The sequence below is a fragment of the Natronomonas sp. genome, from assembly GCF_046483325.1.
In the GTDB taxonomy this organism is placed as follows: Archaea; Halobacteriota; Halobacteria; order Halobacteriales; family Haloarculaceae; genus Natronomonas.
The window spans coordinates 38,325-63,370 of record NZ_JAWODL010000024.1; the positions used below are offsets into that span (position 1 = coordinate 38,325).

At 62.8% G+C, this 25,046-nt stretch carries 22 protein-coding genes and 1 pseudogene; 10 read left to right on the top strand and 13 right to left on the bottom strand.

The window, feature by feature from the left end; all coding sequences use genetic code 11:
* Positions 1-5: 5 nt before the first annotated feature.
* The 6 genes from R6U53_RS07670 to R6U53_RS07695 all read right to left on the bottom strand — a co-directional run bounded on the left by R6U53_RS07670 (position 6) and on the right by R6U53_RS07695 (position 6,734).
* A complete protein-coding gene (locus R6U53_RS07670) occupies positions 6-1,631 on the bottom strand; it encodes a PKD domain-containing protein (protein ID WP_410321771.1) in 1,626 nt (541 codons plus the stop codon).
* A 56-nt stretch (positions 1,632-1,687) separates the two neighbouring features.
* Entirely contained in the window at positions 1,688-4,486 is a 2,799-nt protein-coding gene (locus R6U53_RS07675) for a hypothetical protein (RefSeq protein WP_410321772.1), read from the bottom strand.
* Between the two features lie 51 nt (positions 4,487-4,537).
* Positions 4,538-4,669, bottom strand: coding sequence for a hypothetical protein (locus R6U53_RS07680; protein ID WP_410321773.1), 132 nt, complete (start codon positions 4,667-4,669; stop codon positions 4,538-4,540).
* A gap of 126 nt (positions 4,670-4,795) precedes the next feature.
* Positions 4,796-5,083: an ArsR family transcriptional regulator gene (locus tag R6U53_RS07685; protein WP_410321774.1), complete on the bottom strand. Its 288-nt coding sequence runs from the start codon at positions 5,081-5,083 to the stop codon at positions 4,796-4,798.
* 60 nt (positions 5,084-5,143) lie between these two features.
* On the bottom strand, positions 5,144-5,386 hold the full coding sequence (locus tag R6U53_RS07690; RefSeq protein ID WP_410321775.1) for a hypothetical protein: 243 nt from the start codon (positions 5,384-5,386) through the stop codon (positions 5,144-5,146).
* Between the two features lie 79 nt (positions 5,387-5,465).
* Entirely contained in the window at positions 5,466-6,734 is a 1,269-nt protein-coding gene (locus R6U53_RS07695) for a tRNA pseudouridine(54/55) synthase Pus10 (RefSeq protein WP_410321776.1), read from the bottom strand.
* Between the two features lie 186 nt (positions 6,735-6,920).
* On the opposite strand from R6U53_RS07695, the gene R6U53_RS07700 reads away from it, so the two are divergent.
* Positions 6,921-8,105, top strand: a complete 1,185-nt coding sequence (locus R6U53_RS07700) for a sugar phosphate nucleotidyltransferase (RefSeq protein WP_410321777.1) — start codon at positions 6,921-6,923, stop codon at positions 8,103-8,105.
* Positions 8,105-9,901, top strand: a complete 1,797-nt coding sequence (gene glmS / locus R6U53_RS07705; RefSeq protein ID WP_410321778.1) for a glutamine--fructose-6-phosphate transaminase (isomerizing) — start codon at positions 8,105-8,107, stop codon at positions 9,899-9,901. Before R6U53_RS07700 ends, glmS begins: the two co-directional genes overlap by 1 nt.
* A gap of 21 nt (positions 9,902-9,922) precedes the next feature.
* Here the strand turns inward: glmS and R6U53_RS07710 are convergent, their stop codons facing one another.
* Positions 9,923-10,615: a hypothetical protein gene (locus R6U53_RS07710; protein WP_410321779.1), complete on the bottom strand. Its 693-nt coding sequence runs from the start codon at positions 10,613-10,615 to the stop codon at positions 9,923-9,925.
* Between the two features lie 115 nt (positions 10,616-10,730).
* Between R6U53_RS07710 and thrS the strand changes: the two genes are divergently transcribed.
* Entirely contained in the window at positions 10,731-12,659 is a 1,929-nt protein-coding gene (gene thrS / locus R6U53_RS07715) for a threonine--tRNA ligase (RefSeq protein ID WP_410321780.1), read from the top strand.
* Positions 12,660-12,677: 18 nt separating this feature from the next.
* Here the strand turns inward: thrS and R6U53_RS07720 are convergent, their stop codons facing one another.
* Positions 12,678-13,490, bottom strand: a complete 813-nt coding sequence (locus tag R6U53_RS07720) for a PspA/IM30 family protein (RefSeq protein WP_410321781.1) — start codon at positions 13,488-13,490, stop codon at positions 12,678-12,680.
* A 77-nt stretch (positions 13,491-13,567) separates the two neighbouring features.
* Positions 13,568-15,076, bottom strand: coding sequence for an amidohydrolase (locus R6U53_RS07725; RefSeq protein ID WP_410321782.1), 1,509 nt, complete (start codon positions 15,074-15,076; stop codon positions 13,568-13,570).
* Positions 15,077-15,180: 104 nt separating this feature from the next.
* On the opposite strand from R6U53_RS07725, the gene hmgA reads away from it, so the two are divergent.
* Positions 15,181-16,389, top strand: a complete 1,209-nt coding sequence (hmgA, locus tag R6U53_RS07730; RefSeq protein WP_410321783.1) for a hydroxymethylglutaryl-CoA reductase (NADPH) — start codon at positions 15,181-15,183, stop codon at positions 16,387-16,389.
* A 19-nt stretch (positions 16,390-16,408) separates the two neighbouring features.
* Here hmgA and R6U53_RS07735 read toward each other — a convergent pair whose 3' ends face one another.
* Positions 16,409-16,885, bottom strand: coding sequence for a universal stress protein (locus R6U53_RS07735; protein WP_410321784.1), 477 nt, complete (start codon positions 16,883-16,885; stop codon positions 16,409-16,411).
* A 95-nt stretch (positions 16,886-16,980) separates the two neighbouring features.
* Between R6U53_RS07735 and R6U53_RS07740 the strand changes: the two are divergent.
* Positions 16,981-17,946 (top strand): annotated as a pseudogene (locus R6U53_RS07740) (formate/nitrite transporter family protein); the annotation flags it as partial.
* A gap of 146 nt (positions 17,947-18,092) precedes the next feature.
* Here R6U53_RS07740 and R6U53_RS07745 read toward each other — a convergent pair.
* The 3 genes from R6U53_RS07745 to R6U53_RS07755 all read right to left on the bottom strand — a co-directional run bounded on the left by R6U53_RS07745 (position 18,093) and on the right by R6U53_RS07755 (position 19,927).
* A complete protein-coding gene (locus tag R6U53_RS07745; protein ID WP_410321785.1) occupies positions 18,093-18,404 on the bottom strand; it encodes a hypothetical protein in 312 nt (103 codons plus the stop codon).
* A 266-nt stretch (positions 18,405-18,670) separates the two neighbouring features.
* Complete coding sequence (locus tag R6U53_RS07750) at positions 18,671-19,063, bottom strand: glutaredoxin family protein (protein ID WP_410321786.1); 393 nt, start codon at positions 19,061-19,063, stop codon at positions 18,671-18,673.
* Positions 19,064-19,129: 66 nt separating this feature from the next.
* The gene (locus R6U53_RS07755; RefSeq protein ID WP_410321787.1) at positions 19,130-19,927 is read right to left on the bottom strand and encodes a sulfurtransferase; all 798 of its coding nucleotides are present in this window, start codon (positions 19,925-19,927) and stop codon (positions 19,130-19,132) included.
* Positions 19,928-20,019: 92 nt separating this feature from the next.
* On the opposite strand from R6U53_RS07755, the gene R6U53_RS07760 reads away from it, so the two are divergent.
* From R6U53_RS07760 to R6U53_RS07780, 5 genes are all read left to right on the top strand, one after another.
* Entirely contained in the window at positions 20,020-21,228 is a 1,209-nt protein-coding gene (locus R6U53_RS07760; RefSeq protein WP_410321788.1) for a carboxypeptidase-like regulatory domain-containing protein, read from the top strand.
* A 289-nt stretch (positions 21,229-21,517) separates the two neighbouring features.
* Positions 21,518-22,384, top strand: coding sequence for a sulfurtransferase (locus R6U53_RS07765; protein WP_410321789.1), 867 nt, complete (start codon positions 21,518-21,520; stop codon positions 22,382-22,384).
* Positions 22,385-22,537: 153 nt separating this feature from the next.
* Positions 22,538-23,164: a rubrerythrin family protein gene (locus tag R6U53_RS07770; protein WP_410321790.1), complete on the top strand. Its 627-nt coding sequence runs from the start codon at positions 22,538-22,540 to the stop codon at positions 23,162-23,164.
* Positions 23,165-23,247: 83 nt separating this feature from the next.
* On the top strand, positions 23,248-24,213 hold the full coding sequence (locus R6U53_RS07775; RefSeq protein ID WP_410321791.1) for an NADPH:quinone reductase: 966 nt from the start codon (positions 23,248-23,250) through the stop codon (positions 24,211-24,213).
* A gap of 26 nt (positions 24,214-24,239) precedes the next feature.
* A complete protein-coding gene (locus tag R6U53_RS07780) occupies positions 24,240-25,001 on the top strand; it encodes a nucleoside phosphorylase (RefSeq protein ID WP_410321792.1) in 762 nt (253 codons plus the stop codon).
* Positions 25,002-25,046: the final 45 nt, after the last annotated feature.

Here is a 25,046-nt window from a genome sequence, read left to right on the forward strand (position 1 = left end):
TCCGATCACCGTCGTCGACGCGGAATGAATATCCACCCAACGAGGCCGGTGACGACGAGCAACGCGATCAGCGCCGCAGTCGGCCGATCGAGCATGGACTCGTCGAAAGCGAACGGTTGGCGTTCGCCCGATTCATCCGAGCCCTCGCTCGTTTTTTGTACGGCGGTTTCTCCCGTTTCGTCCGGCTCCCTCGAGTTCGGGTGGTCTACCGAATCGGTCCTCGGCTCCCCGGTCCGTTCTGGCGCGATCGGACCGGCGATGACGAACTGCGAGAATCCCGGCGTTTCGGCTTCGACGAGGACCTCCCCATCGACGTCCGTCGCCTCCGTCGGGAGCGGCTGCCACTCGTCGGTACTGTCGGGCAGTCGATAGACCGATAGTTCGTGTGGACGGAGTTCGTTCTCGGCCAGCCACCCGGGATCGACGAAAGCCCGAAAGATCGCAGATTCGTTCCTGTACGCCGCCGGAACGGTGATGATCGACACTGAGACGACTCGGAGATCGTTCGGAAGTGGCGGCGATTCGCCGGCGGTCGAATCAAACTCCCACACGGATAAGTTACCGCTTGCCGAGTCGTTTTGCAAAACGATCTCGCGAATCGTCGGATCGCCGAGACCGATCACCGTTCCCGGCGCGTCCGGCGCACCGTCCTCGATTTCGACCCGCTCCTCGGCAACTGGATCCTCGGGGATGACGAATCCGCCACTCGTTTCCGCTCCGGGTTTCAGTTTCGGGACCGACCTCAGCTCAGAATCGGTCTCACCGGCATCAGATGCAGATCCATCGGCCGTGCCCCCGCCCGAAGCGGTTCTACCGCTACTCGCTTTTCCTCCACCGCCGGAGGAGCTTCCTACTGTTTCTGCTTCTGCTTCTCCGCCTGTTGTTGGGTCGTTGGACGCGTCGGAATCGACCGTCGACGTGGATCGTGTACCCGTCGTTTCGCTACTGCTGCTGTCCCCGGTCTCGTCAGTTTCGAGCGTCGGATCGACCTCGAATGTGGTTTGTGTACGATTCGTTCGTCTCGCTTCGTCGGTAACCGTGAGTTCGACGTCGTATGTCCCGTTCACCTCGAATCGCTTCGAGACCGCCTCCCCGTCGAGCGTCGCGACCGCGTTGCCATCCCGCGTTATTTCCCATCGGTACGCATCGATCGCTACACTTTCGTGCGCTGTCGAATTGGATCCGTCGAGGATAATCTCCCCATCTGGTGCGATCGCCGCTGGGTCGACACTCGCGACGGCATCCGGATGAATATACTCGACGGTATTCGCCGGGAAGGTCAGGTTTCTTTCGAACACGCCGGCCTCAAGTTGGGCGGATTCGGCGTTTGGTCCGTCGGAATCGGCGAACCGGAACGTCACCTCTTCGCCGGCCGCGCTGTCGATCCGGAGTTTGTCGTCGAAAGCTTCCTCACCGCCGTATCTCCCCTCGGAATCGACGGTGATCTCGCCTTCAGCCTCGCCGTTCACCACGGCAACTATGGTCGTTCCTGACGGGATCGCATTGCCGTCTTCGTCCACCGCCGTTCCGAAGAACGATGCCGGCTCGCCGGGGGCTCCATCGTCGGCTTCGACGGTTCCGAGCGGGATCCCACCGAGGCCTATGGCGGTTATTACTGTGAGACATGCCACGAGGCGTAACCCTACGTCGACTGACCGAGTTCTCCGGCCCGAATCGGCCGGCCGAATCATTCCTCTCCCCCATCATCGTCTCCTGAAAACGTTGGCGAGACGATCCGTCGAACGACGGGGGTGTCACCGCCGTCTTCGATCCGTATCCAGTAGGCGTCGTCGTGCTCGATCGGTTCGTCTGAACCATCGATTTCGATGCCCGCAGTACTGTCGTGAAGCCTATCGGTCCGGTTCTCGTCCCAGATGACGAACGTATCGCCCGCACCGCTGAAGTCGGTATCGACCCAGTTCGCGTCGGCCTCGAGGCCGCGCTGTCCGTGTGCGGAGATATCGTAGTTCGAACTTCCGAAGTGCCATCCGGGATCGAGTTCGATCGATTCGGTGTCGATCGACTCGTCCGCGGAGGTTGCATACTCGAATCCGATCCGGATACCCTCGTCGCCACCCCCTGCGTACGCGTAGTAGCCACGGTGTAGTTGATCGTGACCGATCCGGTGGGACTCGAGCGTGTCGGACGAGCCGTTCGAGGCGATCCCATCGTAGGTTCTCGTTTCGGGGTTCCACTGGGCGAGATCCCGTGGACCGTCTGCATCGACGTACAGCGTCGCCGGTTGCGATATCGATCCGGCCCGCCACGACCCGCTCGAACGTTCTATCGCCCGATGCACGAGCGTGACATCGGTTTCGCTTCGCTGGCTCCCGTCTGCGAATCCGATCGCTATCGCCGCGTCGGTTCCGGTCTCGACTGCATCTCTGTCGATCGTGGTCGGATCGAAGCGTACCGTAGCCGTCGGTTCGCTCCTGGTCGGCCCGATCTCGCCGACAACTGTGTCACCGAACCGGACCGAAACCGTCTCATCGGTGTTGGTGACGGCGTTTCCGTTCGCGTCCTCGAACCCGGCGAGTTCGACGACGACGTCGGTCCCCTCGTCCGATTCGATGCCGACGAACTCGTAGTCGGTCCGAACAGAGACGTTCGAAATCGCGTCGATCGGACCGGTAGCGACGACCGCGGTTTGCCCCCGGTTCGCCGCTCCAGGATCGTCAGCCAGCGACGTTTCGATGGCCGATGCGTCGGGGACGAGTCGCTCCTCGTGCGGCATCGCGGCGACCTCGATGTCGTATCGATCGACCACGTCGGCGTCGAGAGTGTACCGTCTGGTACCGTCCTCGAAATCCGTCGCTGTGAGCCCCCGCTCGATCATCCACGCGTTCTCCTGTCCGAGGTGGTCGTCCCCGCCGTATCCGGTCCCCTCCCACGGGTCAGTTGACGTCGGTGCTCCGCTGGCGGCATCGAAACTCACGTTTCCGGCGCCGCTTTTTCGCCTGAGCTCGAGATCCACCCGATCGATACGCTCGTCGGCAACGCCGAGGTCGACTTCGACTTCGATTCTGGCATCCCCGTCGACGTCGAAGTCGTCGTGAGCCGTCGTCGTGGCGAGCGCTACGTCGTCGGGGTAGACGGTGAAATTCGACACGCGCTCCGTAACGTCAGGGCCGGTGTTTCGCGACTGCGTCGCCGCCCCGGGGACGTCGATCACCTCGACTGACAGATCGAACACCCCGAGTCGGGCGTCGAGGTCACCACCTTCCTCGACGGCCATCCGATTGGTCCCGTCGGTTTCCGTCCAGATCCCGTCGTACGCGTAGTCGTCGTTCCCGCTCAGCGTGACGTTCACCTTCGCGGTCGGTATCTCGTTTCCGAAGCGGTCTTCGAGACCATCTATCCCGAGCGTTCGCCCCGCCGTGATTCCGACCTCGTCGCCCGACGCGATCCCGTCGAGTTCGAAGCCGTCCGAACTCGCCTCGCCGGGATAAATGTCCAAGACGACCGGTGATTCGGTTCGCACGTCGCCGTTGTCCGTCAACTCCGCGTTGTTTTCGCCCTCGACGTCCACCGTGAGAAAGTCGACACTCCGGTATCGATCCGCCGCCCGCTTCATCGATTCGGTCTCGACGGACAGTTGGATCCCGACGGCGACCGCCTCCCCCGAGACCAGTTTCGGCTCGCCGTCGACGGTGTTGATCGTGACTGTGATCTGATCGTCGTGGCCGTCCAACACGTTCGCATCGCCGGACGTGGTGACGTCTATACTGGATATGTTTTTGTTTTGAGTAGCTCTTTCAGCAGCGTTTACAATCCTTAGTCCAGCTTCATCACCCTCGCTAATTATATCTGGATTAACTGAAAGATTGATATTTTCTCCATCGTCAACGGTAACTGAATCACTTGAGAATGTTACAATAAAGACATCATCATCGAGTGTTTGCAGATTTTCACCGATCAAATCCTCATCAATAGTATCCGCATCAAACGAGATCGCTGCCTGTCCGTCGATACTGACCCGCATGACCGCTTCGCCGACGAGCCTGCCGCCCGCCTCGTCGGCCGCCACGCTTGCGATCGGAGTGGAATCGTACGCCACTGCGCTTCCGGCGACGGCGTCGGTTGCCACCAGATCCACGTCGACCGAGATCGTCGTCTCAGAGAGCTCGTTCCTCCCGTTCAGATCGGTGAGTTCGACCACGATCGCGTCGCCCGTCGTGTCAGTCGAGATGTCGATCTCGTCGCCAGTCGCGTCCGCGACGGCGGCGATCTCGAATTCCGAGTGATCGTCGTCGAGTTCGATTCGGATCGTATCGCCCTCCGCGGCCGTCCCGTTCGGGGTGAGCGTCAGCCGACCGCTCCGCGTCACCGATTCCTCGATTAGCATCTCGCTGGCGTCGTACTCGTAGTCTGCCGGTTCGACGCTCGATGCCGCCGCCGGCGATGCGAACGCGAGAGACATTGACAGGAGTACGCCCAGGCCGAGAAGCGCGATCCCGAGGCGCACGCCGTGATTACTGGTAGTCATGTACCGCCGTTCGACGGTCCGTCGTCACCGTCACGTTTCCCGCCCGAGATGTCACGTGATGCCGACGTTTCGATCGACGCGACACCGCGACGACCACGACCCTTCGATCGGATAGGTCGGTGCCCTCGGTCGATCGTATTCGATTCGGCATGCGAGCGAACTCTCGTGTGTTCCGACAGCCATAATTCCATCGCCGGATCTAATAGTACATACGTATAATATCTACCTAAAGTATATAATTTCGAAACGGAGGGTGAGTCGCGGATGTCGATCCACCGAGCGCCGCCACTATCGAGGCCGGTGCCCGCGTCAGTCGTCGAGTTTCGATTGGATGAGCGCCTCGAAATCCGTCTCCTCGTCGTGATACGCCTCCCGATGTCGGTATGCGAGTTGTCCTTTTTTCGTGATCTCGTAGAGTCCGCTGTTCGGTGCGGGACCGATGCGTTCGAGCAGTCCGTGATCGGCGAGCAGCGGCAACCGCGTGTTGATGTACGCGCGGTCGCGATCGATCTCGATCGCGATGTTGGCCGCGGTGTTGCGTTTCCCGTCGGAGAGCGCCTCTAATACGTCGAAGTCGGTCGGGGATGCCAATTTCATCGTCCAGTGGGGGTAGATTCGGGCGTTCCGACCGTTATACTATCGGCCGTCTCCCGCGAGCTACCGAGCGTTCGCTTTGACGTTCTCCGATGCCAATTCGAGCTGCTCTATGACCCGCTCGTGGCGTTCGATAGACCGTTCGAGGAACTCGCGGATCCGCGCGGGATTGTCAGCCACCTCGGGGTGCGTCGCAACGAGTAGATACTCCTCCATTGCGCGCATCGACGCTCCGTTGGCCGCCTGGATCGATTTGAGCACCGTCCAATCGACGAACTCGTCATCGTCTCCGTCTTCGGGACTCATCGTGTGTATCGATGGATACGAACGCGGGTTTTTATACCCGTTGTTTGTTTTTCCGTGCGATCTGTCGACATCGTCGCTCCTATTTCCCCACGGTCCCGTCGGTCGATGCTGCATCCGAAGCAGTGACCGGCGTTCCCTCCGGGTCGAGGCGGAATTCGGGCAGCAAGAACGGTTCCTCGACGCCTTTTACGTCGACCACGTCGAGCGCGGAAACGGATGCTCCGACGCCGAGGAGAGCCGAGAGACTCGGTTCCGTTCGCCCCTCGTCGCCGCTCACGAGTTCCTTTATATATAGCCCCCCCTCGCCGTGGACTTCGACCGTCGCAGTGTACTCGTCGATCAGCGACCCCTCGATTCCGAGGACGGTTCGTTCCCTGATGAGGTCTGCCCGTCGGTGATCGACGCGGTTCGGCGTCCGTTGCTCGACCTTCGCGCCCTCGAGCGCCTCGATTGCGGTATCGAACGACGCCTGGTCGACAGCGTCGATGAAGTCAACCGTCGCCCGATAAGTCTTCGACGCGTCGTGTTCTTTGACCCGTCCGATCATCTCGTGGGTGGCGAACGCCAGCCCCTCGATCTCGACCTTTCCGTCGGTCCCCTCGTTGACGGCCGCCCGGAGCTCGTCGAGGTCGACCATCCGACGGCGGGGTTCTTTAATTTCGAGGACGAACGGCCGACCCGATCCGAGCATCAGGGCATCGACGTCCTCGCGACCGGCCCCATGAAAGATCGCGTCCGTCCCGCGAAACGCGCTCAAAAACGGCGGGGCGACGAGTTCCTCGACGCTCTCGTCGAATTTGTCCCACTCGGTCTGTGGGATGTCGCGCTCGAGTTTCCGATATCGGCCGTAGATCGAGACCGAGTTACGCTGCACGTCGATTTCGTCGGCCTCTATATCGACGAGGAACTGCACGTCCGGTCTGTGAAAATCGACTTCGATCCCGAGTCGGCGGCCGATACGGCGACCGACCTCACGGTTGAGTTCGCTGCCGATGTCCTCGCCAGCATCCGGTTCGAAGCCCGCGTCGACCCGGAGGAGTCGGTCGTTTTCCTCCAGTAGGGGCGGGACTCGGCTGCCGACTTGATAGGTGTACAGTTCGGTTTCGCCGAGCGCATCGATGGCGCGCACCGCGAGGTCGTCGAACCGTTCGCAGAGCCCTTCGCAGACCCAACACGCGTCCGGTTCGGCGTACGGTTCGTCGTCGGCCAGCGCGAGCGTCGTCCGCAGCGCGCGACCGCGTTCGGCGTTGGTCAGTCCGAAACTCCGGTCGGCGACGGGGCGACCGAGGCAGGCGTCACAGATCGGTCCCGACGCCGAGAGTGCGCGCGTATCGTCGATCAGACTCATTGGGTAGATTCACCGCCGCGCGGCCTTCGGTGTTGTGTTCTCGAGGCGGTCAGGTGCGATAAATTCGGCTACAACGGATCCGACGCGGTCCCACCGAACGTTCGGATACGTCGGTTCGAACGTTTCGATTCTCTTTTATCACCCGTCTGCCGATACTTTCATTCCCTGGCGGGCGGTGAGTTATGTATGGCGATCACCACAGGAATCGTCCTCGCTGCGGGGGAGGGGACTCGGCTTCGGCCGCTGACTGCAAACCGGCCGAAGACCATGCTCCCGGCCGCCGACCGGCCGATACTCGAACACGTCCTCGACGTTCTCGTCGAGTGTGGTATCGAGCGGCTCTGTCTCGTCGTCGGCTATCGGCGCGAGCGCGTTCAGGAATACTTCGGCCACAGCTACCGGGACGTTCCGATCACGTACGTTCACCAACGGAAACAACTCGGCAGTGCGCACGCGCTCGGGACCGCGGCCGATGCCGTCGATGGTCCCGTCCTCGTACTCAACGGGGACCGCGTCATCGGCGAGCGAATCGTCGAGGACGTTCTCGAGAGATTCGACGGCGATCCCGCGCTCGCAGTGTTGGAACATTCGACGCCCTCCGAGTACGGTGCCGTTCGAACCCACGGCGATCGGTTGACCGAGTTCGTCGAAAAGCCGGATTCCGACGAGTTTCGGTTTATAAACGCCGGGGTGTATGCGTTCGATTCGTCCGTGTTTGACGCCATCGATCGGACCCCGCGACGCGATGGCGAACTTCAACTCCCCGACGTCATCGAGGAATTGATGAACGATGGGTCGGTCAAAGCCGTCATCACGGACGGGTTGTGGGTCGATGCCACGTATCCGTGGGATCTCCTCTATCTCATGCGCGAACTGTTCTCAAGGGGGCGAATCTCCCAACCGAAAGCCGACACCCGCGTCTGGGTGGCCGAGAGCGCTCGGATTCACCCCGACGCGACCCTTCAGGGACCGGTCGTAGTCGGCCCCGACTCGGAGATCGGAGCCGGTGCAGTGCTCGGCCCGAACGTCGCCGTCGGCAGAAACGCCACTATCGGCGCCAACGCGACGCTTCGGGACGTCCTCTTTGGCGGCGACTGCCGAGTCGAGGCCGGGGCGACGCTACTCGATTGCGTGGCCGGCGAGACGGCCAGTGTGGGCGCGGGAACGGTGGTTCCGGGCGGTCCCGGCGATGTTCGCGTCGGCGATACGGTCTTCGAGGATCAGCGCCTCGGTGCGGTGCTCGCCGATCGGGTTTCGGTCGGCGGCGGCGTCACCTTCTCTCCGGGGACGCTCGTCGGTGCTGGCGTCGAAATCGGACCCGGCGTGTACGCCAGCGGAACGATCGCCGACGAGACGGAGGTCGTCCGGTAATGTGCGGGATCATCGGCTGTGTCGGTCGCGGTGACGACACGCTCGATACGCTCGTTCACGGACTCTCCAAGCTCGAATACCGGGGATACGACTCCGCGGGAATCGCCCTCGCCGGAAACGGCTCGATCCAGATCCGCAAGCGAGCCGGCGAGCTCGATCGTCTCGAAGAGGCGCTAGGAAGCGAGAACGATCTGTCCGGCACGATCGGAATCGGCCACACTCGATGGAGCACGCACGGTCCACCGACCGACGAAAACGCCCACCCGCACGCCGACTGTACGGGGTCAATCGCGGTCGTCCACAACGGTATCATCGAGAACTACCAGTCGCTTCGTGACGAGCTCGAGGCCGACGGTCACGAGTTCGAGAGCGATACCGACACCGAAGTCGTCCCGCATCTCGTCGAAGCCGAACTCGACGCGGGAGCTTCCCCTGACGAGGCGTTTCGAGCGGCGATCGATCGGCTCGAAGGCAGTTTCGCGATCGCCTGCGTGCTCGACGACAGTGGCTCCGTCTTCGTCGCCCGGAACGACTCACCGCTCGTCTTGGGCCTCGGCGAGGAGGAGACGTACCTGGCGAGCGACGTGCCCGCATTCCGCGAGTTCACCGATCAAGTCGTCTATCTCTCGGACGGGGAGTTCGCGGAACTGTGGGCCGATGGCTGGCGAGTGACGGACGCCTCCGGCGACCGGATCGAGAAGTCGATCGAGACGATATCGTGGGATCCCGAAGATACGGGCAAGAGCGGCTACGATCACTTCATGCTCAAGGAGATCCACGAGCAGCCTCGGGCGCTCCGGCAGTGTCTCCGCGGGCGAGTAAACGAACTCGAGGGCGACGTGACCGTCCCGGAACTCGACGACCTCGAACTCGAACGCGTCCACCTCGTCGCCGCAGGGACGAGCTATCACGCTGCCGTCTACGGGTCACAGCTCCTGTGTGCCGCCGGGATCCCCGCACAGGCCCACTACGCACACGAGTACGCCATCTCTCCGCCGCCGCTCGAAAACGCGACCGTCGTCGGCGTCTCCCAAAGCGGCGAGACGGCGGATACGCTCGCGGCGACCCGGGAGGCCCGGCGACTTGGTGCGGAGACGCTCGCGCTCACCAACACGGTCGGTTCGACGATGGCCAGAGAGTGCGACAAGGCGTTCTACATCAGATCCGGCCCGGAGATCGGCGTCGCGGCGACGAAGACGTTCGCCGGCCAACAGACCGCGCTCAATCTGCTCGCGGAGGCCGCCACGCCCGGCCTCGGTGACCGCGATCTCGTCTCGGCGCTCAGAGATCTGCCGGGGAACGTCCAAGAGATCCTCGACGAATCGGACGCCGAAGCGGTCGCCGAGGCGTATCTCGACGCCGACGCGTACTTTTTCATCGGTCGCGGGCTGAACTTCCCCGTCGCGTTGGAAGGGGCGCTGAAAATGAAAGAAATCAGCTACGAGCACGCAGAGGGATTCGCCGCGGGGGAACTCAAACACGGTCCGCTCGCGTTGGTCACCTCCAAAACGCCCGTGCTAGCGACCGTCACCGGCGACGGGGAGTTCGCGAGAAAAACGATCGGAAACGTCAAGGAGGTCGAAGCGCGAGACGCGCCGGTCGTCGCCGTGACCGACCGCCGATCCGACGTCGCTCGATACGCCGATCACGTCCTCGACGTTCCGGGGACACACCCGCGGGTCGCGGCCATCCTGGCGAACGTGCAACTCCAACTCGTCTCCTATCACACCGCCGCGAAACTGGGCCGGTCGATCGACAAGCCGCGAAATCTGGCCAAGAGCGTCACGGTGGAGTGACCGCGTTCGTGCGTCCGTCGATTACGCCTCGACCGATTCTGACGACCCCTCGTACTCGACTCTCACGATGGCCATTCCGTTCGGCGAGAATATATCGACCGATTCAGCGAGGTTGTCGCGAACGTGGGATGTCCATGTTTCCATCGCCTCATCGAGCCACGTCTCGATCGTCGTCTCGTCCGGCTCGTCCTCTTCGAGTTCTTCGATCGCGAGCCGCCGCGTCGGACGCTGTTCGATCACCTGGCGACCATCGACCACGAAGCGGAACGGTCGAAGGTGGATCTCACCGTCGACTTTACCCTCCCTCGAATCTTCTTCGAGGTGACGAAGCGTCGGCTCGACGGCTTCGGTGAACGGCGGGGTGAGACTGAACACCACCTTACCCTTCTCGCTGATGTCCTCCTGTCCGTTGTACGCGAAGGCCCGAACCAGTTCGTCCGCATCCATAACGATCCGCTCGATATTCGAGATGGACTTCGGGTCGATCGTTTCTTCGCCGTCCTCGTCCTCCGCACTCGCGTCGGTCTCCGTCGATTCGTCAGGGGGTTCGCCCGTCCCTGCGGGACGTACCGGATCGTCCGAGTCGTCCGATCCGCTCGCTTGTTCGGGCTCTTCGCTCTCGGCCGTGGCGGTCGCCGGTTGCTGATCGGCAGACTCGGACTTGGGTTCGGATTTGGGCTCCGACTCGTCGTCGAGTGGCTCCTCCGGTGACATACCGATACGTAGTGTCGAGAGACACATAAATCGGCTGCAATCGGGTCGTGCCGGTCGGTCGCGGCCGCCACATCGAAAGGTTGGACTTATCCGAGTGCCCGAAGTTGAGGTAGCCATGAGCCAAATCGTCGTCACGTTGCCGGACGGTTCCGAACTCGAAGTCGAGGCCGGATCGTCCGTCGAGGACGTGGCCTACGAGATCGGGCCGGGGCTCGGTTCGGATACGATCGCGGGTATCGTCGACGGAGAACTTACTGCCAAGAGCGAACCCCTGTTCGAGGACTGTGAACTCATAATCGTCACGGAGCAATCCGAGGAGTACTTGCGGGTGCTCCGTCACTCCGCTGCCCACGTCTTCGCGCAGGCGCTCCAGCGACTCCACCCGGAGGCGAAACTCGCCATCGGCCCGCCCACCGACGAGGGGTTTTACTACGACGTGACGGGCGTCGACCTCGAGGCCGACGATCTCGAAGCGATCGAATCGGAGATGGAGGCCATCATCGAGGCCGACTACCCCATCGAACGCGTCGAGCGCTCCCGTGAGGAAGCCCTCGAGATCTACGACGAGAACGAGTACAAACGCGAGATCCTCGAGACCGAGGCCGCCGGCGAGGAGACCGTCACGTTTTATACACAGGACGACTGGCAGGACCTCTGTCGCGGCCCGCACGTCGATTCCACGGGCGAGATAGGCGCGGTTAAACTCCTGAACATCGCGGCGGCGTACTGGCGCGGCGACGAGGACAACGACACGCTCACGCGCGTGTACGGGACGGCCTTCGAGAGCGAGGCCGACCTCGAGCGGTTCCTCGAACAGCGCGAGGAGGCGAGAAAGCGCGACCACCGAAAACTCGGTCGAGAACTGGATCTGTTCTCAATCCCCGACGTGACCGGCCCCGGACTCCCGCTGTACCACCCGAACGGAAAGGCGATCCTCCGGGAACTCGAGATGTTCGTCGACGCCCTGAACGACGCTCAAGACTACGACTTCGTCGAGACACCGCATCTGTTCCGCACGGAGCTGTGGAAGCAGTCGGGTCACTACGACAACTACGTCGACGACATGTTCCTCCTCGATGTGAACGACGAGGAGTACGGTCTCAAGCCGATGAATTGTCCGGGTCACGCGACGATCTTCAACCAGGGCAACTGGTCGTATCGCGACCTGCCGGTCCGGTACGCTGAGAACGGAAAGGTCTACCGAAAGGAACAGCGCGGCGAACTCTCGGGGCTCTCGCGCGTGTGGGCGTTCACGATCGATGACGGCCACCTCTTCGTGAAACCCGAATCGATCGAGAGGGAGGTGAACGTCGTCATGGATCAAATCAACGAGGTCCTCGACACGTTCGACCTCGACTACGACGTCGCCTTCGCGACCCGCCCCGAGAAGTCGGTCGGCTCCGACGAGATCTGGGAGCAGGCCGAATCCCAACTTCGTGACGTGCTCGAAGCGAGCGGGATGGACTACGACGTCGAAGCCGGCGACGGCGCGTTCTACGGGCCGAAGATCGACTTCGCGTTCCGGGACGCGCTCGGCCGCAACTGGGACGGCCCGACCGTGCAGCTCGATTTCAATATGCCCGAGCGCTTCGATCTCTCCTATACGGGCGAAGACAACGAGGAACACCAGCCGGTGATGATCCACCGAGCGCTCTACGGCAGCTACGAGCGGTTCTTTATGGTGCTCATCGAGCACTTCGACGGTAAGTTCCCGACGTGGCTCGCGCCCGAGCAGGTCAGGATTCTCCCCGTTTCGGACGACAACATCGGCTACGCAAAACAGCTCAAGAACCGATACTTGGGTGAGTTCCGCGTCGAGATCGAGGACCGATCGTGGACTGTCGGCAAGAAGATCCAGACTGCCCACGACGACCGAGTTCCATACATGCTCGTCGTCGGGGACAACGAGGAGGAGGCCGGCACCGTCTCCGTCCGGGACCGTTTCGAGAGGGAGGCGAAGGACATCGACGTCGGGACGTTCAAAACCCACCTGGAAGGTGAAGTCGAGGAAAAGCGTATCGAGCCGGATTTCGTCGACGAGTAGTCGTCGGTCCGTTAGCGCTTACTCGTCGTCGTTTTTGATCTCGTCGAGTTCGGCTTCGATCTCGGGATCGACCTCGCCGTCGGCCTCGGTGTCGTCGTCGAGTTCCACCGACACGTCGTCACCGCTGGACTCGCCTTTCCCCGCCTCCGCTTTCAGCGTCTCCAGTTCGGCATCGACCTCACCGCTTTGACGCATCTCCTCGAGTTCGCGGTCGAGATCGTCCTCGTCCGAGAGGGCGCTCTCGAAGGCCCCGCTCTCCTCGAGTTCGTCCATCGCGGCGGCGCGAGCCTCCATGTCTTCGGTGCGCTCTCTGGCACGCTCGATCGATCTGGATATGTTCTCCATTTCGTCGCCGGCTCCGGTCATCGCCTCGCTGACGCGGGCGCTGGCTTCGGCCGCCTCGTAGCGAGCCTTCATGGTCTCTTTTTCGGTGCGGAACTGCTGAATCCGGTTTTGGAGCTCGTTTTTCTTCTCGACGAGGTTGTCCTGGGTGTTCTGGAGGCTCGCGATCTGCGATTCCAGGTCCTCGATCTGATTCATTTTCTGCTTTTTCTTCTCGAGCGCTCGGCGCGCGAGGTCGTCGCGGTCCTGCTCGACGGCCTGTCTGGCTTGGTCGTTGTGTTTCTCGACGTTCTCTTCGAGTCGGCGTTTCTGAATTTCGAGCCGCTTCTTCTGTGTCGTCAGGTCCGCGATTCCCTTTTTAACGTCCTGGAGCTCGTCTCGAAGCTGTTCGTAGGAGTAATCGAGCGTTTCGTGGGGGTCTTCAGCCCGATTCAGGACGGCGTTGACTTTCGAGCGGATGACGTACGAGGCCCGCGAGAGGATACCCATATACCCACCGTTTGTGGCCGCAACCCTTAAAACGCTACTCTGCACTCGCCGCTTCGCTCCGATAGAGCGATCGGGAGCTATGCCGGTTGCTCGTAGGCGACGGTTCCACCGACGACCGTCGTCGTGACCTCAATATCCGCTATCGCCTCGGGATCGACGTCCCACGGCGACTCCGAGAGGAGCACAAAGTCGGCACACATACCGGGGGCGATCGCCCCGAGCCGATCCTCGTCGTGCCCGGCGTAGGCCGCCCCTGACGTGTAGGCTCTGAGAGCCTCGGTGACCGACAGCTGCTGGCTTTCGCGTGGTGCGGTGACCGCCTGTTCTATACCGTAGAGCGGATCGAATGGCATACAGTCGCTCCCGAACGCGAGTGGAACTCCCGCGGCGAGTACGTCCCCAAACCGGTTCGACTCGGCCGTTCGGTCGTCCCCAAGTCGGGCCTGATAAAGGCCGTCTTCGCGGGCCCACCGCAGAAAGTTCGGCTGCATCGAGGCGACCGCGCCGAACGTGGAGAGGTCGTCCGGAAGTAGCTCCGCGTGCTCGATCCGGTGTCGAAGCGTCGAGTCGGCTGGCAGCGCTTCGAGCGTCTCGGCGATCGCTTCGTCGCCGATCGCGTGAACGGCCAATTGGAGGTCGATTGCAGTCGCCCTGTCGGCGATCTCGGCCAGTTCACTCGGATCGACGACCCACTCGCCGGTCCCCTCGCGATCCGCGTAGGGCGTCGAGAGTTTCGCCGTCCCCGCGCCGATAGACCCGTCGGTGAAGGTCTTGACGCCGCCGACCTCCACGTACTCGTTGCCGCCGTTCGTGACGAGGCCGAGTTCGTCGATCGCGTCGAGATGATCAGCCCAGTAGTAGAGCCGAACTCTGAGATCGAGGTCGCCGTCGCGCGCCAACTCGCGGTAGGCCGCCGGCGCATCTGAGTGTCGAACCATGTCGTGAACCGCGGTGACGCCGAGTCGGTGCGCGTAGTCGCGGGCGGCCTCAACGAGCCGTTTTGTCTCTTCGCGATCGGGGGAGGTTTCTGCTCTGAGGAACTCCGCGGCGTCCTCGGTGACGACGCCCGTCGGCTCGTCGGTATCGCGTTCAACGCCCGATCCCGGTAGGTCACCGACGTAGCGTTCGAGAACGACGGAGTTGACCGACGCCGTGTGTAGATCCTCCCGGAACGCCACCACGGGACGGTCCGTGGAGACGCGATCGAGATCCTCGCGGGTCAGGTATCGCCGATCATCCCACGTCGACTCGTCGTAGCCGTAGCCAAGCAGCCACTCGCCGTCGGATTCCGTCCCGAGCAGCTCGATAGCCTCCGCCCGACTGCTCGCTGCGCCGAGGTCTGCGTGGATGAGTCGACGACCGACGATCTCCATGTGGGCGTGCGCGTCGATGAATCCCGGCACCATCGTCCGTCCGCAACAGTCGATCACCTCGGTCTCGACGCCCTCCAAGAATCGAACCTCGTAATCGCTCCCGATCCTGACCACCCGCCCGTCTCGAACAGCGACGGCGTCGAACGTCTCGTCCGTCGGGCCGAGGGTGTGGCCGTCGGCGTTCTGGAAGATCCTGTCCGCGGCGCGTGTCATATCGGAGAGGCGGATGCCACCGTCTTGAATCCAGCCGTCCGTCGCGACGTTCGCGGCGACCGGCGGACGGAAACCCCTTTGTCATCGGACCTCGACCCGCCGGTATGGACGTCGACGCGCTCGTCACCGCCGTCAGAGACGGCGACGTGCGGTTACACGAACTCGAACAGCACGCCGATCCGGACGATGCGGCCGCCGCTCGGAGGCGGCTTCTTACAGCCAAGACCGACGCGGACCTCGACACGATCGGCTCGTACGCCTTCGATGCTGCCGTGGCCGAACCGAACATCGAGAACATGTTCGGAGCGGCGCAGATACCGATGGGAGTCGCCGGCCCGATCGAGGTCGACGGTGGCGCGATGAAGGGGAAAAGGTACCTGCCGCTGGCGACCACGGAGGGAGCGCTTCTCGCGTCCGTCAACCGCGGCTGTGCCGCGATTCGGGCGGCCGACGGTGCGACCGCTCGTGTGTTGAAAAACGCGATGACGCGCGCGCCGGTCTTCCGCGTCAGCGACGTGGCCGAGGCGAGCGAAACCGCCGCGTGGGTCCGCGAGCACGTCGACGAACTCGCGGCGGTCACCGAATCGACGACGAACCACGGCGAACTGCGCGGCGTGACGCCGTACGTGGTCGGCGACAACGTCTTCTTCCGGTTCGCCTACGACACGAAGGATGCGATGGGCATGAACATGGCGACGATCGCGACGCAGGCCGCCTGCGAGACGATCGAAGCCGAGACGCCCGCGGAACTCGTCGCGCTGTCAGGAAACCTCTGTAGCGACAAGAAGCCGGCGGCAATAAACAGCGTCGAGGGCCGGGGCCGGACGGTCGCAGCCGACGTGTCGATCCCTCGCGATGTCGTCGAGGGCTACTTCGGGACCACGCCCGAGGCGATCGCCGAGGTGAACACGAGAAAGAACCTGATCGGATCGGCGAAAGCCGGCGCGCTCGGCTTCAACGCGCACACGGCGAACACCGTCGCTGCGGCGTTCCTCGCTACCGGGCAAGATATCGCCCAAGTCGTGGAGGGCTCGAACGCGATCACGACCGCTGACGCCCGCGAGGACGGCCTCTACGCCAGCCTCACGATCGCGTCGCTCGAAGTCGGGACCGTCGGCGGCGGCACGAAACTACCGACCCAACGCGAGGCGCTCGATATCGTCGGCGTCCGGGGCGGCGGCGACCCGCCAGGGTCGAACGCCGACGCGCTCGCGGAGATCGTTACGACCGCCGCGTTGGCCGGCGAACTGTCGCTTCTCGGTGCGCTCGCGTCGAATCACTTGGCGAGTGCGCACGAGGAGTTGGGCCGATGAGATGCCGTCTCGGATTTCGTTATTCCACGTTCTCGTCGTCGCTGTAGACGCCCTCCCTGACGAATAACACCGGACACGACGAGTTCATCATGATCCGGTGGGAGATGCTCCCGAACACTGCCTTCCCGGTCGGGGACCGCTTTCGACCGCTTATATACAGCAGGTCTCCGCCGACCGCCTCGGTCGTTTGCAGGATGGTATCCCCTTCAGCGCCGATCTCTCCTCGAATCTCGCAGGGTACATCCGCCGCGTCGAGCGCCTCCGAGATGATATCGATCCCTTCGAGCCGTTCGGCGAGTTCGTTCGCCGACGGAGACTCGTCCGGATCGAACCCGGCCTCCTCGATTCCCTTCTCGTATGCCCGTTCGTCGAACGCGTGGAGGAGGACGACGCTCGAATCGGTCGGGATCGCGACATCGAGAACCGCCTCCGTCAGTTCGTCCGTTCGGGTGTTGTCGTTCGGACCGACCGCTACGACGAGTGTCTCCAGAGCCATACGCGACACACAGGTTCCTGGCTAAAATACCGCGCGGTCCAGCGGCGTCGATAGGAGGTATTTTTTACCCCCGTAATGTAACGGCCAGTACTCTAATGGACGACGAACAGGTTTCTTCGGGTGAAGAATCCGTCCGCGATGCGGTCGAGCGATCCAGAAGCGGTGCGCCGGCGGTCGGCGAAGTCGTCCGCGATCGTTTCGACACCGACGAGGTGTTTCAACGCATCATCGCGGCTGCCGACGAAGAGATCGACACCGGTACGCGGGAACTGTTCTTCAGTGCGCTGGCGGGTGGCTTCGCGATCACGCTCACCTTCTTGATTTACTCGTCGATGACCGCGAAAACGGACAGCCCGGTCATCGCCTCGCTCCTGTATCCGATCGGATTTATATATATCATCCTCGGTGGGTACCAACTCTACACGGAGAACACGCTGCCACCGGTCGCGCTCGTGTTGGAACGATTGGCGAGCTTCCCGGCGCTGTTGCGAACGTGGGTCATCGTCGCGATCGGGAACTTCGCCGGGGGCGCGATTGGCGCTCTCATCCTCGCGTACACCGGCGTGTTTTCGCCCGAAGCCGCCGCCGCCGCGTTCGAAATCTCCGAGAAGGGCCTCGCGACCGACTTTTGGGACCTTTTCTTCAAAGCGGGCTTCGCCGGATTGATCGTCGCCGGCGTCGTCTGGCTCGATTTCGCGGCGCGAGATACGATCTCGCGATTCTTTTTGGTGTATATAGCGTTCCTCATGATCCCGCTGGCTGACCTCTTTCACGTCGTCGTCTCTTTCACCGAACTCATGTACCTGTTTTATCTCGGTGAGGCGGCGCTCGTCCCCGGCCTCGTCGGGTTCGTCCTTCCGGTCTTCCTCGGAAACACGATCGGCGGTGTCCTGCTCGTGACCATCGTGAACTACTTCCAGACCACCGAACGCCGTCTCGAATCCGCCCGTGAGGACGGCATCGAACGGCAACTCTCCATGCGGGAGTGGCTCGGCGGCGGTAGCGTCGGCCGGACCTACGTGCCGGTCGACAAACCACGGCGTCGTCGCGACGACGAGGACGAATAATACGTATTCTCACAGAGATGCGAGGAGGAAGCTCCCAGGAGTTCATTCGCGATAGTCGGATCCACCGGTGGCAGTTACGGTGACGACTGGAGCGATTTACACACGGATCGTGCGATCGCGCGTTCGTTGACCCTCGGTGGCTACCCGAGTTCCGCCGGGAAAATCTCCGTGTCAGGCGCGTCGAACGGGCTATCCGACCCGGTGAGCCATGCAGTGAGGTAGACGATGCAGGCCGCGATGACAGCAACGGGGAGTTCGAGAGTGAAAACGCCGTACATGAGCGTGACGACGATCGTTGTGCGAGTGAGTGTTGGCCGGTTGATGCCCCCGTAGTACACGAAAAACGCGATGACGAAGAACGCGAACGCGATACCGGTACCGAAGAGGAGTCGCTGGGCGACAAGCACAGAGTACAGAACCGCTGCGATACCGATCAGGACGAACGCTGCCACTATCGGGACACGTTTTCGGGAGGACATACAACCAGTATGCCTCTGCGATATATTTAAATAACACGTCTTTTCCCCGCTGGAGCAAAGATTAAATGAAAAGCCCGATACCGGCTGTGTACGTCCACCGGATGATGCTTTGGATACCCGAGTATGTACGAATGAGAACGTCTCAACGGAGCCGAGAGATACATTTCGTCGAGGAAGTGTGCGGCTCCACTACATCTCGCCGGGGGACACGCGCTATTTAAAACGATCGGACGATTCGTTTAAAAAGGCGCTTCGAGCCCGTCGTCACCTGCGCCCGGATCGACGTCGACGCCGAGTTCGTCGGCCAACTCGCCTCGCTGGTGAAGCTCTTCGAGGATGTCGCTGCCACCGATGAACTCGCCGTCGACGTACGTCTGTGGGATCGTTTCCCAGCCGCTGTGTTCGCTCAGGGCGGCTCGATAGGCGTCCAGCGCCGGGAGCACGTCCTCGGTGACGATGTCCTCGCCGTCGTGGTACCGTCCGAGGATATCGAGGGCGTTCTGAGAGTAGCCACACTGAGGCATCAGTTTGTTCCCCTTCATGAACAAGACGAGTTCGCTCTCCTCGATGAGGCTGTCGACGCGGTCCTGTACGTTCTCGGGGTCGACGCCACCGCTGGGATCGAATGTCATAGACCTCGCTTGGGACGCGAACGTCAAAACAGTTGTGCAGCGCCGAGCGAAGCGGATCGAGTGAGCTCAGTCGTCGGTTTCGAGCGCACCACCCTCACGCTCCCACTCGGTGAGGCTTCCCTCATAGAAGGAGAGGTCCGAATAGCCGAGCGCTCGAAGGACCGTGTAGGTGTGGCTGATCCGGCGGGCGGTGTTGCAGTACAGAATGATCCGTTTCCCCGGAACGATACCCCGTTCTTCGAGCAGATCCCGAAGCGCGGGTTCCGGCCGTATCGTCCGCGCATCGGTGTCGACGAGTTCCCGCCAATCGAGCCGAACTGCGCCGGGGATGTGTCCCTCCTCGTACTCGTGTGGTTCGCGGGTGTCGACGACGACCGTCTCCGGGTCGTCGACTGCGGCTTCGACCGTCTCGCGTTCGATGAGCGGACCGTCGGCGCGGAATTTCGCCGGATACTCGACCGGTTCGCCCTCGGGTACGTCGGTCGCCGTCGGCTCCGAGCGATTCCAGACCGAGTAATCCCCGTCGAGGAGGTGTAGTCTGTGGGGGTCGTGACCGTACAATTCCGCCGTCACGAGCAACCGGGCGGCGAACACGCCGTGAGTGTCGTCATAGGCGACGACGTCGTCGTCGGGGGCGATCCCCGCCGATCCCATCAGTTCGGCGAAGACGCCCGCGCCCGGGAGCATCCCGGCCTCCGCCGCGCCGTGCTCGTCCGCTCTGAACGTATCGAAGGGGACGTTGACCGCACCCGGAACGTGGCCGATCCCGTCGTACTCCCAGGCGTCGCGAACGTCGACGACGGCTACCCCTTCCGTTTCGAGACGCTCTGCGAGCCACTCGACCCCGACGACTCTATCGTTCATATTGGAACGTTCGTGGGCGTGGATTAAGAATTGGCGGTCCGTCGACGGATTACCGTCTGTATAACTATTATTGAACTCGGTCTGTGGTCCGTATGCGATCGTGGATTCTCGCGGTAATCACTGTCGTCGTGCTTTGTCTCGGTTTGTCGGCGACTGTGGCCGCCAACGACGAGGTATCGCTTACGGTCGCCGTCGTCGATCAGACCGAAGCGCCCGTTGGGGATGCGACCGTCGAAGCGAGTTGGGACGGCGGCGAGGCGACCGGCACGACGGCGAGCAACGGAAAGGTGTTCATCGACGTCCCGCAGGGCGCCGACGTTGACCTCGATATCGACGACGACCGATACGTCAGAAACCGTCCGCTCTCGATCTCGGATGCCGACGAGCGCGAGGTCGAGTTGCAGGTGCTGCCGCAGGGTACCGCAACGGTAACTGTGATCCAGTCGGACGGCCAACGACTTTCGGATGCGAACGTCCGGCTTCGACAGGACGGGGATACGATCTCCTCGGGCGAGACCGACGGCGACGGCACGTTCCAAACCGATACCATAGAGCGCGGCGAGTATCAGTTGTCGGTAGTCAAACCGGGCTTTTTCCGAAACGAAAGTGAACTGACCGTCGGCGCTGCGACCGAAAGGACGACTGTCCTGCAACGGGGTCGTGTCACGCTCGAAATCGATGTCATCGACGACCACTTCGAGCCCCCGCAAACGCTCACCGGAGCCCGTGTTAACATCGAGGCCGATAACTTCGACGCCAACGTGAGTGCGAGCGACGGTTCCGCGTCGTTGAACGTACCGGTCAACACCCGATACCGTATCGTCGCGACGAAGGACGGATACGAGGGAACGCCGCACGTTCAGACCGTCGGCGAGGAGTCTCGATCGACCACGGTGGCAGCGCAGCGCGTTCACGAACTCACCCTCACGGCGTCGAACGATCGGATAATCGTCGGCGAGACCACGCGAATCGAAGTGACGAACGCTTACGGTGAGCCGGTTCAGGGCGCTACCGTCCGACTCGACGGCGAAGCCGTCGGTGAGACCGACGATCGCGGCGAGACGACCGTCCGGATCGAAACCGTCGGCGATCGGACGATCGACGCGAGCGACAGCCGAACCGAATCGGATCCGATCACGGTGACCGGGATCGATCCCGACGCCGAGACGGAACCTCCCGAAGCGACGCCGACTGCAACGCCGGAGGAAACGCCCGGATTCGGCGTGGCGGTGACGGTCCTTGCGTTGGCTCTCGCGGTCGCGATGGGTGCAACGGCGCGCCGCCGGACGGACGATCGATAACGTGGACGTGTCCAGATCGACTTGAGCTCCCCCGACGGCGGTCGGTTCGTCGATCCACGCGTCTGACTGTCCCGATAAACCAGCAAAATTCTCTTCTATCTGGAACGCGATCCTCCCCCAGAAACTGCGAGCTCCGGGGCGTACATCACCGCTCCGGTCCGAACGTCCCTCACCGTTCGAGTCGGGGCGGTTCGCCGTTAGGGGCGTACGTTGCCGTGACCGATGAGGTGCGGCGGAGTGTGCCGTCACGGACGGGAGTATATGTGTGGGGCTCGTACCGGTATATGCAATGAGTAACTCCGATTACGCGAACGACGTGCTCGTCTCCGCAGACTGGGTCGAAGATCATCTCGACGATTTCGAGAGCGACGACGCCGCCTACCGTCTCATCGAAGTCGACGTCGACACGGAGGCCTACGACGAGTCGCACGCGCCCGGAGCGATCGGTCTCAACTGGGAGACCGACCTCCAGGATCAGACGACGCGCGACGTCCTCGACAAGGCCGACTTCGAGGCGCTGCTCGGCGAGCACGGTGTCACCGAAGATACGACGGTCGTCCTCTACGGTGACAACGCGAACTGGTTCGCCGCCTACACCTACTGGCAGTTCAAGTACTACGGTCACGAGGACGTGAAACTGCTCGACGGCGGCCGCGAGTACTGGCTCGAAAACGACTACCCGACGACCGACGAGACCCCCGAGTTCTCCGCGGTCGAGTACGAGGCATCCGGCCCCCGCGAGTCCATCCGAGCCTACCGCGAGGACGTCGAGAACGCGATCGACCGCGGCCTCCCGCTCGTCGACGTTCGCTCCCCAGAGGAGTTTAGCGGCGAGGTGCTCGCCCCGCCGGGACTCAACGAGACGGCCCAGCGCGGCGGGCACATCCCCGGCGCACAGAACATCTCGTGGGCGGCCGTCACGAATGACGACGGGACGTTCAAAGATGCAGATGAACTCAACGAGCTCTACGCCGAGTACGGTATCGACGGCGACGAGACGACCGTCGCCTACTGCCGAATCGGCGAGCGGTCGTCGGTCGCGTGGTTCGCGCTGCACGAACTCCTCGGCTACGAAGACACGGTCAACTACGACGGTTCGTGGACCGAGTGGGGCAATCTGGTCGGCGCGCCGATCGAGAAAGGCGAGGCAGAGTGACGAAGGAAGGCGGCCTCGAAGCGGAACGGTGAGAAGGGAGGCCTCGTAGTGGACGGGGAAATCGGCTTTTTGCGACCGGCGACCGTGGACGGCAGACGCCGGTCCGCTCCGAGGACCGCTGCATACAAAACGGATACGATCGTATCGATCAGTATGAACGCCGACGAATTCCTCGACGCCGTTCGCGATGAGAACCAGACCGCGCTCTCGCGCCTCGGTTCGTCGAAGTCGCTGTACGCCGACACCGGTGGGGAGATGGAGACCGAGACGGTGCTCGCCGCCGCCGCGACGGCCGAGCACCGCGCCGCGGAGACCTACGACGCGTGGGCCGACGCCGAGACGGGCACGGTCGCCGATGCGTTCGACGAGACCGCAGCCGAGGAGCGTTCCCACTACGAAACCGTGGCCGGGAAACTCGATTCGCACGATCCGGGCGATGTGCCCGCGATACAGGCGTATCTCCGCGATCTCGACGACACCGTCGAACGCCTCGGCGGGTTCGTCGGTCGGACGCTCGCCGCGGAGCAGTCCAAGACGCAACTCACAGGATTCTTCGTCGGTAACGCAGATCCCCAAACTGCGGCGCTGTTTCGCGGGATGGGCGACGACCTCGACGCCCAGATGGCGCGTGCTCGGGAACTGCTGGAGGGCGAGTGTGGCGACGACGAGGCGTGTTGGGAGCGCGCTCTCGAAGCCGCGACCGGCGCGATCGAGTCGGCATACGACGAGTACACCGAAGCCCTCGAATCGATGGGCGTCAATCCGAAGCCGGTCTGCTGACGGCGATCTCCGCCGTCTCGCTGCCGGCTACGCGACGTCTGGCCGACATCCACGTTTATTATGTTCCGTCGAGAGCATCCACTATGCGAGCCGTTCGAATCGCGGATCACGGTGGCCCGGATGTACTGCGCGTCGAAGAGCCCGATCGCTCCGAACCGGGCGGACACGAACTCCTCGTGGAGGTCGAGGCTGCGGGCGTTAATCCAGTAGACACGTACTTCCGGGACGGCTCGTACGTCCCGGTCGGCCTGCCGTTCACACCGGGCGTCGATTTCGCCGGGACGGTCGCGAAAGCCGGCGAGCACGTCGACGGCTTCGAGGTCGGTGACCGGGTGTACGGAACCGGGATAGGAAACGGTGAGTATCAAGGATCCTACGCCGAGTACGCGACCGTTCCGGACGACCGAGTCGTCGAACTCCCCGACGGCGTCGACATGATCCAAGCCGGCGCGGCGGGCGTCGTCGCCTGCACGGCCTGGCGAGCGTTGGTCGATCACGCGGATCTCGGACCCGCAGAACACTGCCTCGTTCACGGCGGTTCCGGCGGCGTCGGACACGTCGCCGTCCAGATCGCAGCGGCCGTCCACGCGCGGTGTATCACGACCGCCGGCCCGGAGTACCACGACGATCTGACCGCGTTCGGTGCGGAAACGGTACTGGACTACGGGCGTGACGATCTCGCGGACGCGGTACTCGACGCCTCTGACGGCGGCGTCGACGTGATCTTGGACCACCGACTCAACGACTACCTCCAGTTCGACGCCGACGTCGCCGCGACGGATGCGACTGTCGTCGGAATCGGCGAGAACGACCCGGCACCCGGCTTTTCGGCCGTGGCCAGTGCCCGCGCGAAGGACGTCGGGTACAAGATGATGAGCATGTTCAACACGCCCGATCTTCGAGTGCCGCTTCGCGGCGTCGCCCACCTCATGGAGGCCGGCGCGCTCGAAGTCGAGGTCGCCCGAACGTACGACCTCGAAGAGGCGGACGACGCACAACGTGACGTGATGAACGAAAGTTTCTTCGGCAAACTCGTCGTCGAACCCTGACCGCCAACGGATCTACCACACACGTCATGATCCCCGACTACGGACCTACGTACGACGCGGAAGCGCTCTTTTCGCCGATGGAGTCGGTCTCGTCGACGGAGGGTCGGCCCGACCTTCCACCCGCGATTATCCTCGGATTTCAGGACGCTCTCTACGAGAAAATAAAGGATACCGGAACGCCGATCGATCCCGATACGCGGCGGCCCTTCGAGTACCACGCCATCTCGGACTCCGTCGGGTTCATTCCGGTTCAGCGGATGGGTGTCGGTGCCCCCGTCGCCGCGATCGCGACGGAGAAGGCGATCGGCAGCGGCGCGGAGTGCGTCGTCATGCTGGGTGGAAGCGCGGCGCTACAACCGGACGTTCCGGCCGACGCCGCCCTGCTTCCGACACGGGCCGTCAGAGATGAAGGGGCGTCCTATCACTATCTCCCGCCGGAGGAGACGGTACGTCCCACCCCGGAACTGCTAGGCAGACTCGGGGATGCGTTTTCGAAGCATGCGGTCGAGACCCGCCGCGGTCCAACGTGGACAACGAGCGCGCTGTTTCGCGAGACGATCCCTCAACTCGAACACTACCGAGGTGAGGGTTTCGTCTCGTTGTGCATGGAGACATCGGCCATCTGGGCCGTCTGTCGGTATCGCGGTGTCGATACTGCGACCGTTCACGGGATCGACGGCTACGCGGTCCCGGGTGAGCAGATACCGACCGAGGCGTTCACGAACCACCTGCCGGAGCTGCTCGGACCGACCGTCGAGGCGCTCGAAGCCCACGTCGGAGGGGGATGAACGGCTCATCTCTATCGCGATCTCCATTCCATCGAGGAACGCCTA

What these genes read in the sequence shown, in the direction of transcription:
- R6U53_RS07675 (WP_410321772.1), bottom strand. Translation starts at nt 4,486, where the DNA reads ATGACTACCAGTAATCACGGCGTGCGCCTCGGGATCGCGCTTCTCGGC.
- R6U53_RS07680 (WP_410321773.1), bottom strand. Translation starts at nt 4,669, where the DNA reads ATGGCTGTCGGAACACACGAGAGTTCGCTCGCATGCCGAATCGAATAC.
- R6U53_RS07685 (WP_410321774.1), bottom strand. Translation starts at nt 5,083, where the DNA reads ATGAAATTGGCATCCCCGACCGACTTCGACGTATTAGAGGCGCTCTCC.
- R6U53_RS07690 (WP_410321775.1), bottom strand. Translation starts at nt 5,386, where the DNA reads ATGAGTCCCGAAGACGGAGACGATGACGAGTTCGTCGATTGGACGGTG.
- R6U53_RS07695 (WP_410321776.1), bottom strand. Translation starts at nt 6,734, where the DNA reads ATGAGTCTGATCGACGATACGCGCGCACTCTCGGCGTCGGGACCGATC.
- R6U53_RS07700 (WP_410321777.1), top strand. Translation starts at nt 6,921, where the DNA reads ATGGCGATCACCACAGGAATCGTCCTCGCTGCGGGGGAGGGGACTCGG.
- glmS (WP_410321778.1), top strand. Translation starts at nt 8,105, where the DNA reads ATGTGCGGGATCATCGGCTGTGTCGGTCGCGGTGACGACACGCTCGAT.
- R6U53_RS07710 (WP_410321779.1), bottom strand. Translation starts at nt 10,615, where the DNA reads ATGTCACCGGAGGAGCCACTCGACGACGAGTCGGAGCCCAAATCCGAA.
- thrS (WP_410321780.1), top strand. Translation starts at nt 10,731, where the DNA reads ATGAGCCAAATCGTCGTCACGTTGCCGGACGGTTCCGAACTCGAAGTC.
- R6U53_RS07720 (WP_410321781.1), bottom strand. Translation starts at nt 13,490, where the DNA reads ATGGGTATCCTCTCGCGGGCCTCGTACGTCATCCGCTCGAAAGTCAAC.
- R6U53_RS07725 (WP_410321782.1), bottom strand. Translation starts at nt 15,076, where the DNA reads ATGACACGCGCCGCGGACAGGATCTTCCAGAACGCCGACGGCCACACC.
- hmgA (WP_410321783.1), top strand. Translation starts at nt 15,181, where the DNA reads ATGGACGTCGACGCGCTCGTCACCGCCGTCAGAGACGGCGACGTGCGG.
- R6U53_RS07735 (WP_410321784.1), bottom strand. Translation starts at nt 16,885, where the DNA reads ATGGCTCTGGAGACACTCGTCGTAGCGGTCGGTCCGAACGACAACACC.
- R6U53_RS07750 (WP_410321786.1), bottom strand. Translation starts at nt 19,063, where the DNA reads ATGACATTCGATCCCAGCGGTGGCGTCGACCCCGAGAACGTACAGGAC.
- R6U53_RS07755 (WP_410321787.1), bottom strand. Translation starts at nt 19,927, where the DNA reads ATGAACGATAGAGTCGTCGGGGTCGAGTGGCTCGCAGAGCGTCTCGAA.
- R6U53_RS07760 (WP_410321788.1), top strand. Translation starts at nt 20,020, where the DNA reads ATGCGATCGTGGATTCTCGCGGTAATCACTGTCGTCGTGCTTTGTCTC.
- R6U53_RS07765 (WP_410321789.1), top strand. Translation starts at nt 21,518, where the DNA reads ATGAGTAACTCCGATTACGCGAACGACGTGCTCGTCTCCGCAGACTGG.
- R6U53_RS07770 (WP_410321790.1), top strand. Translation starts at nt 22,538, where the DNA reads ATGAACGCCGACGAATTCCTCGACGCCGTTCGCGATGAGAACCAGACC.
- R6U53_RS07775 (WP_410321791.1), top strand. Translation starts at nt 23,248, where the DNA reads ATGCGAGCCGTTCGAATCGCGGATCACGGTGGCCCGGATGTACTGCGC.
- R6U53_RS07780 (WP_410321792.1), top strand. Translation starts at nt 24,240, where the DNA reads ATGATCCCCGACTACGGACCTACGTACGACGCGGAAGCGCTCTTTTCG.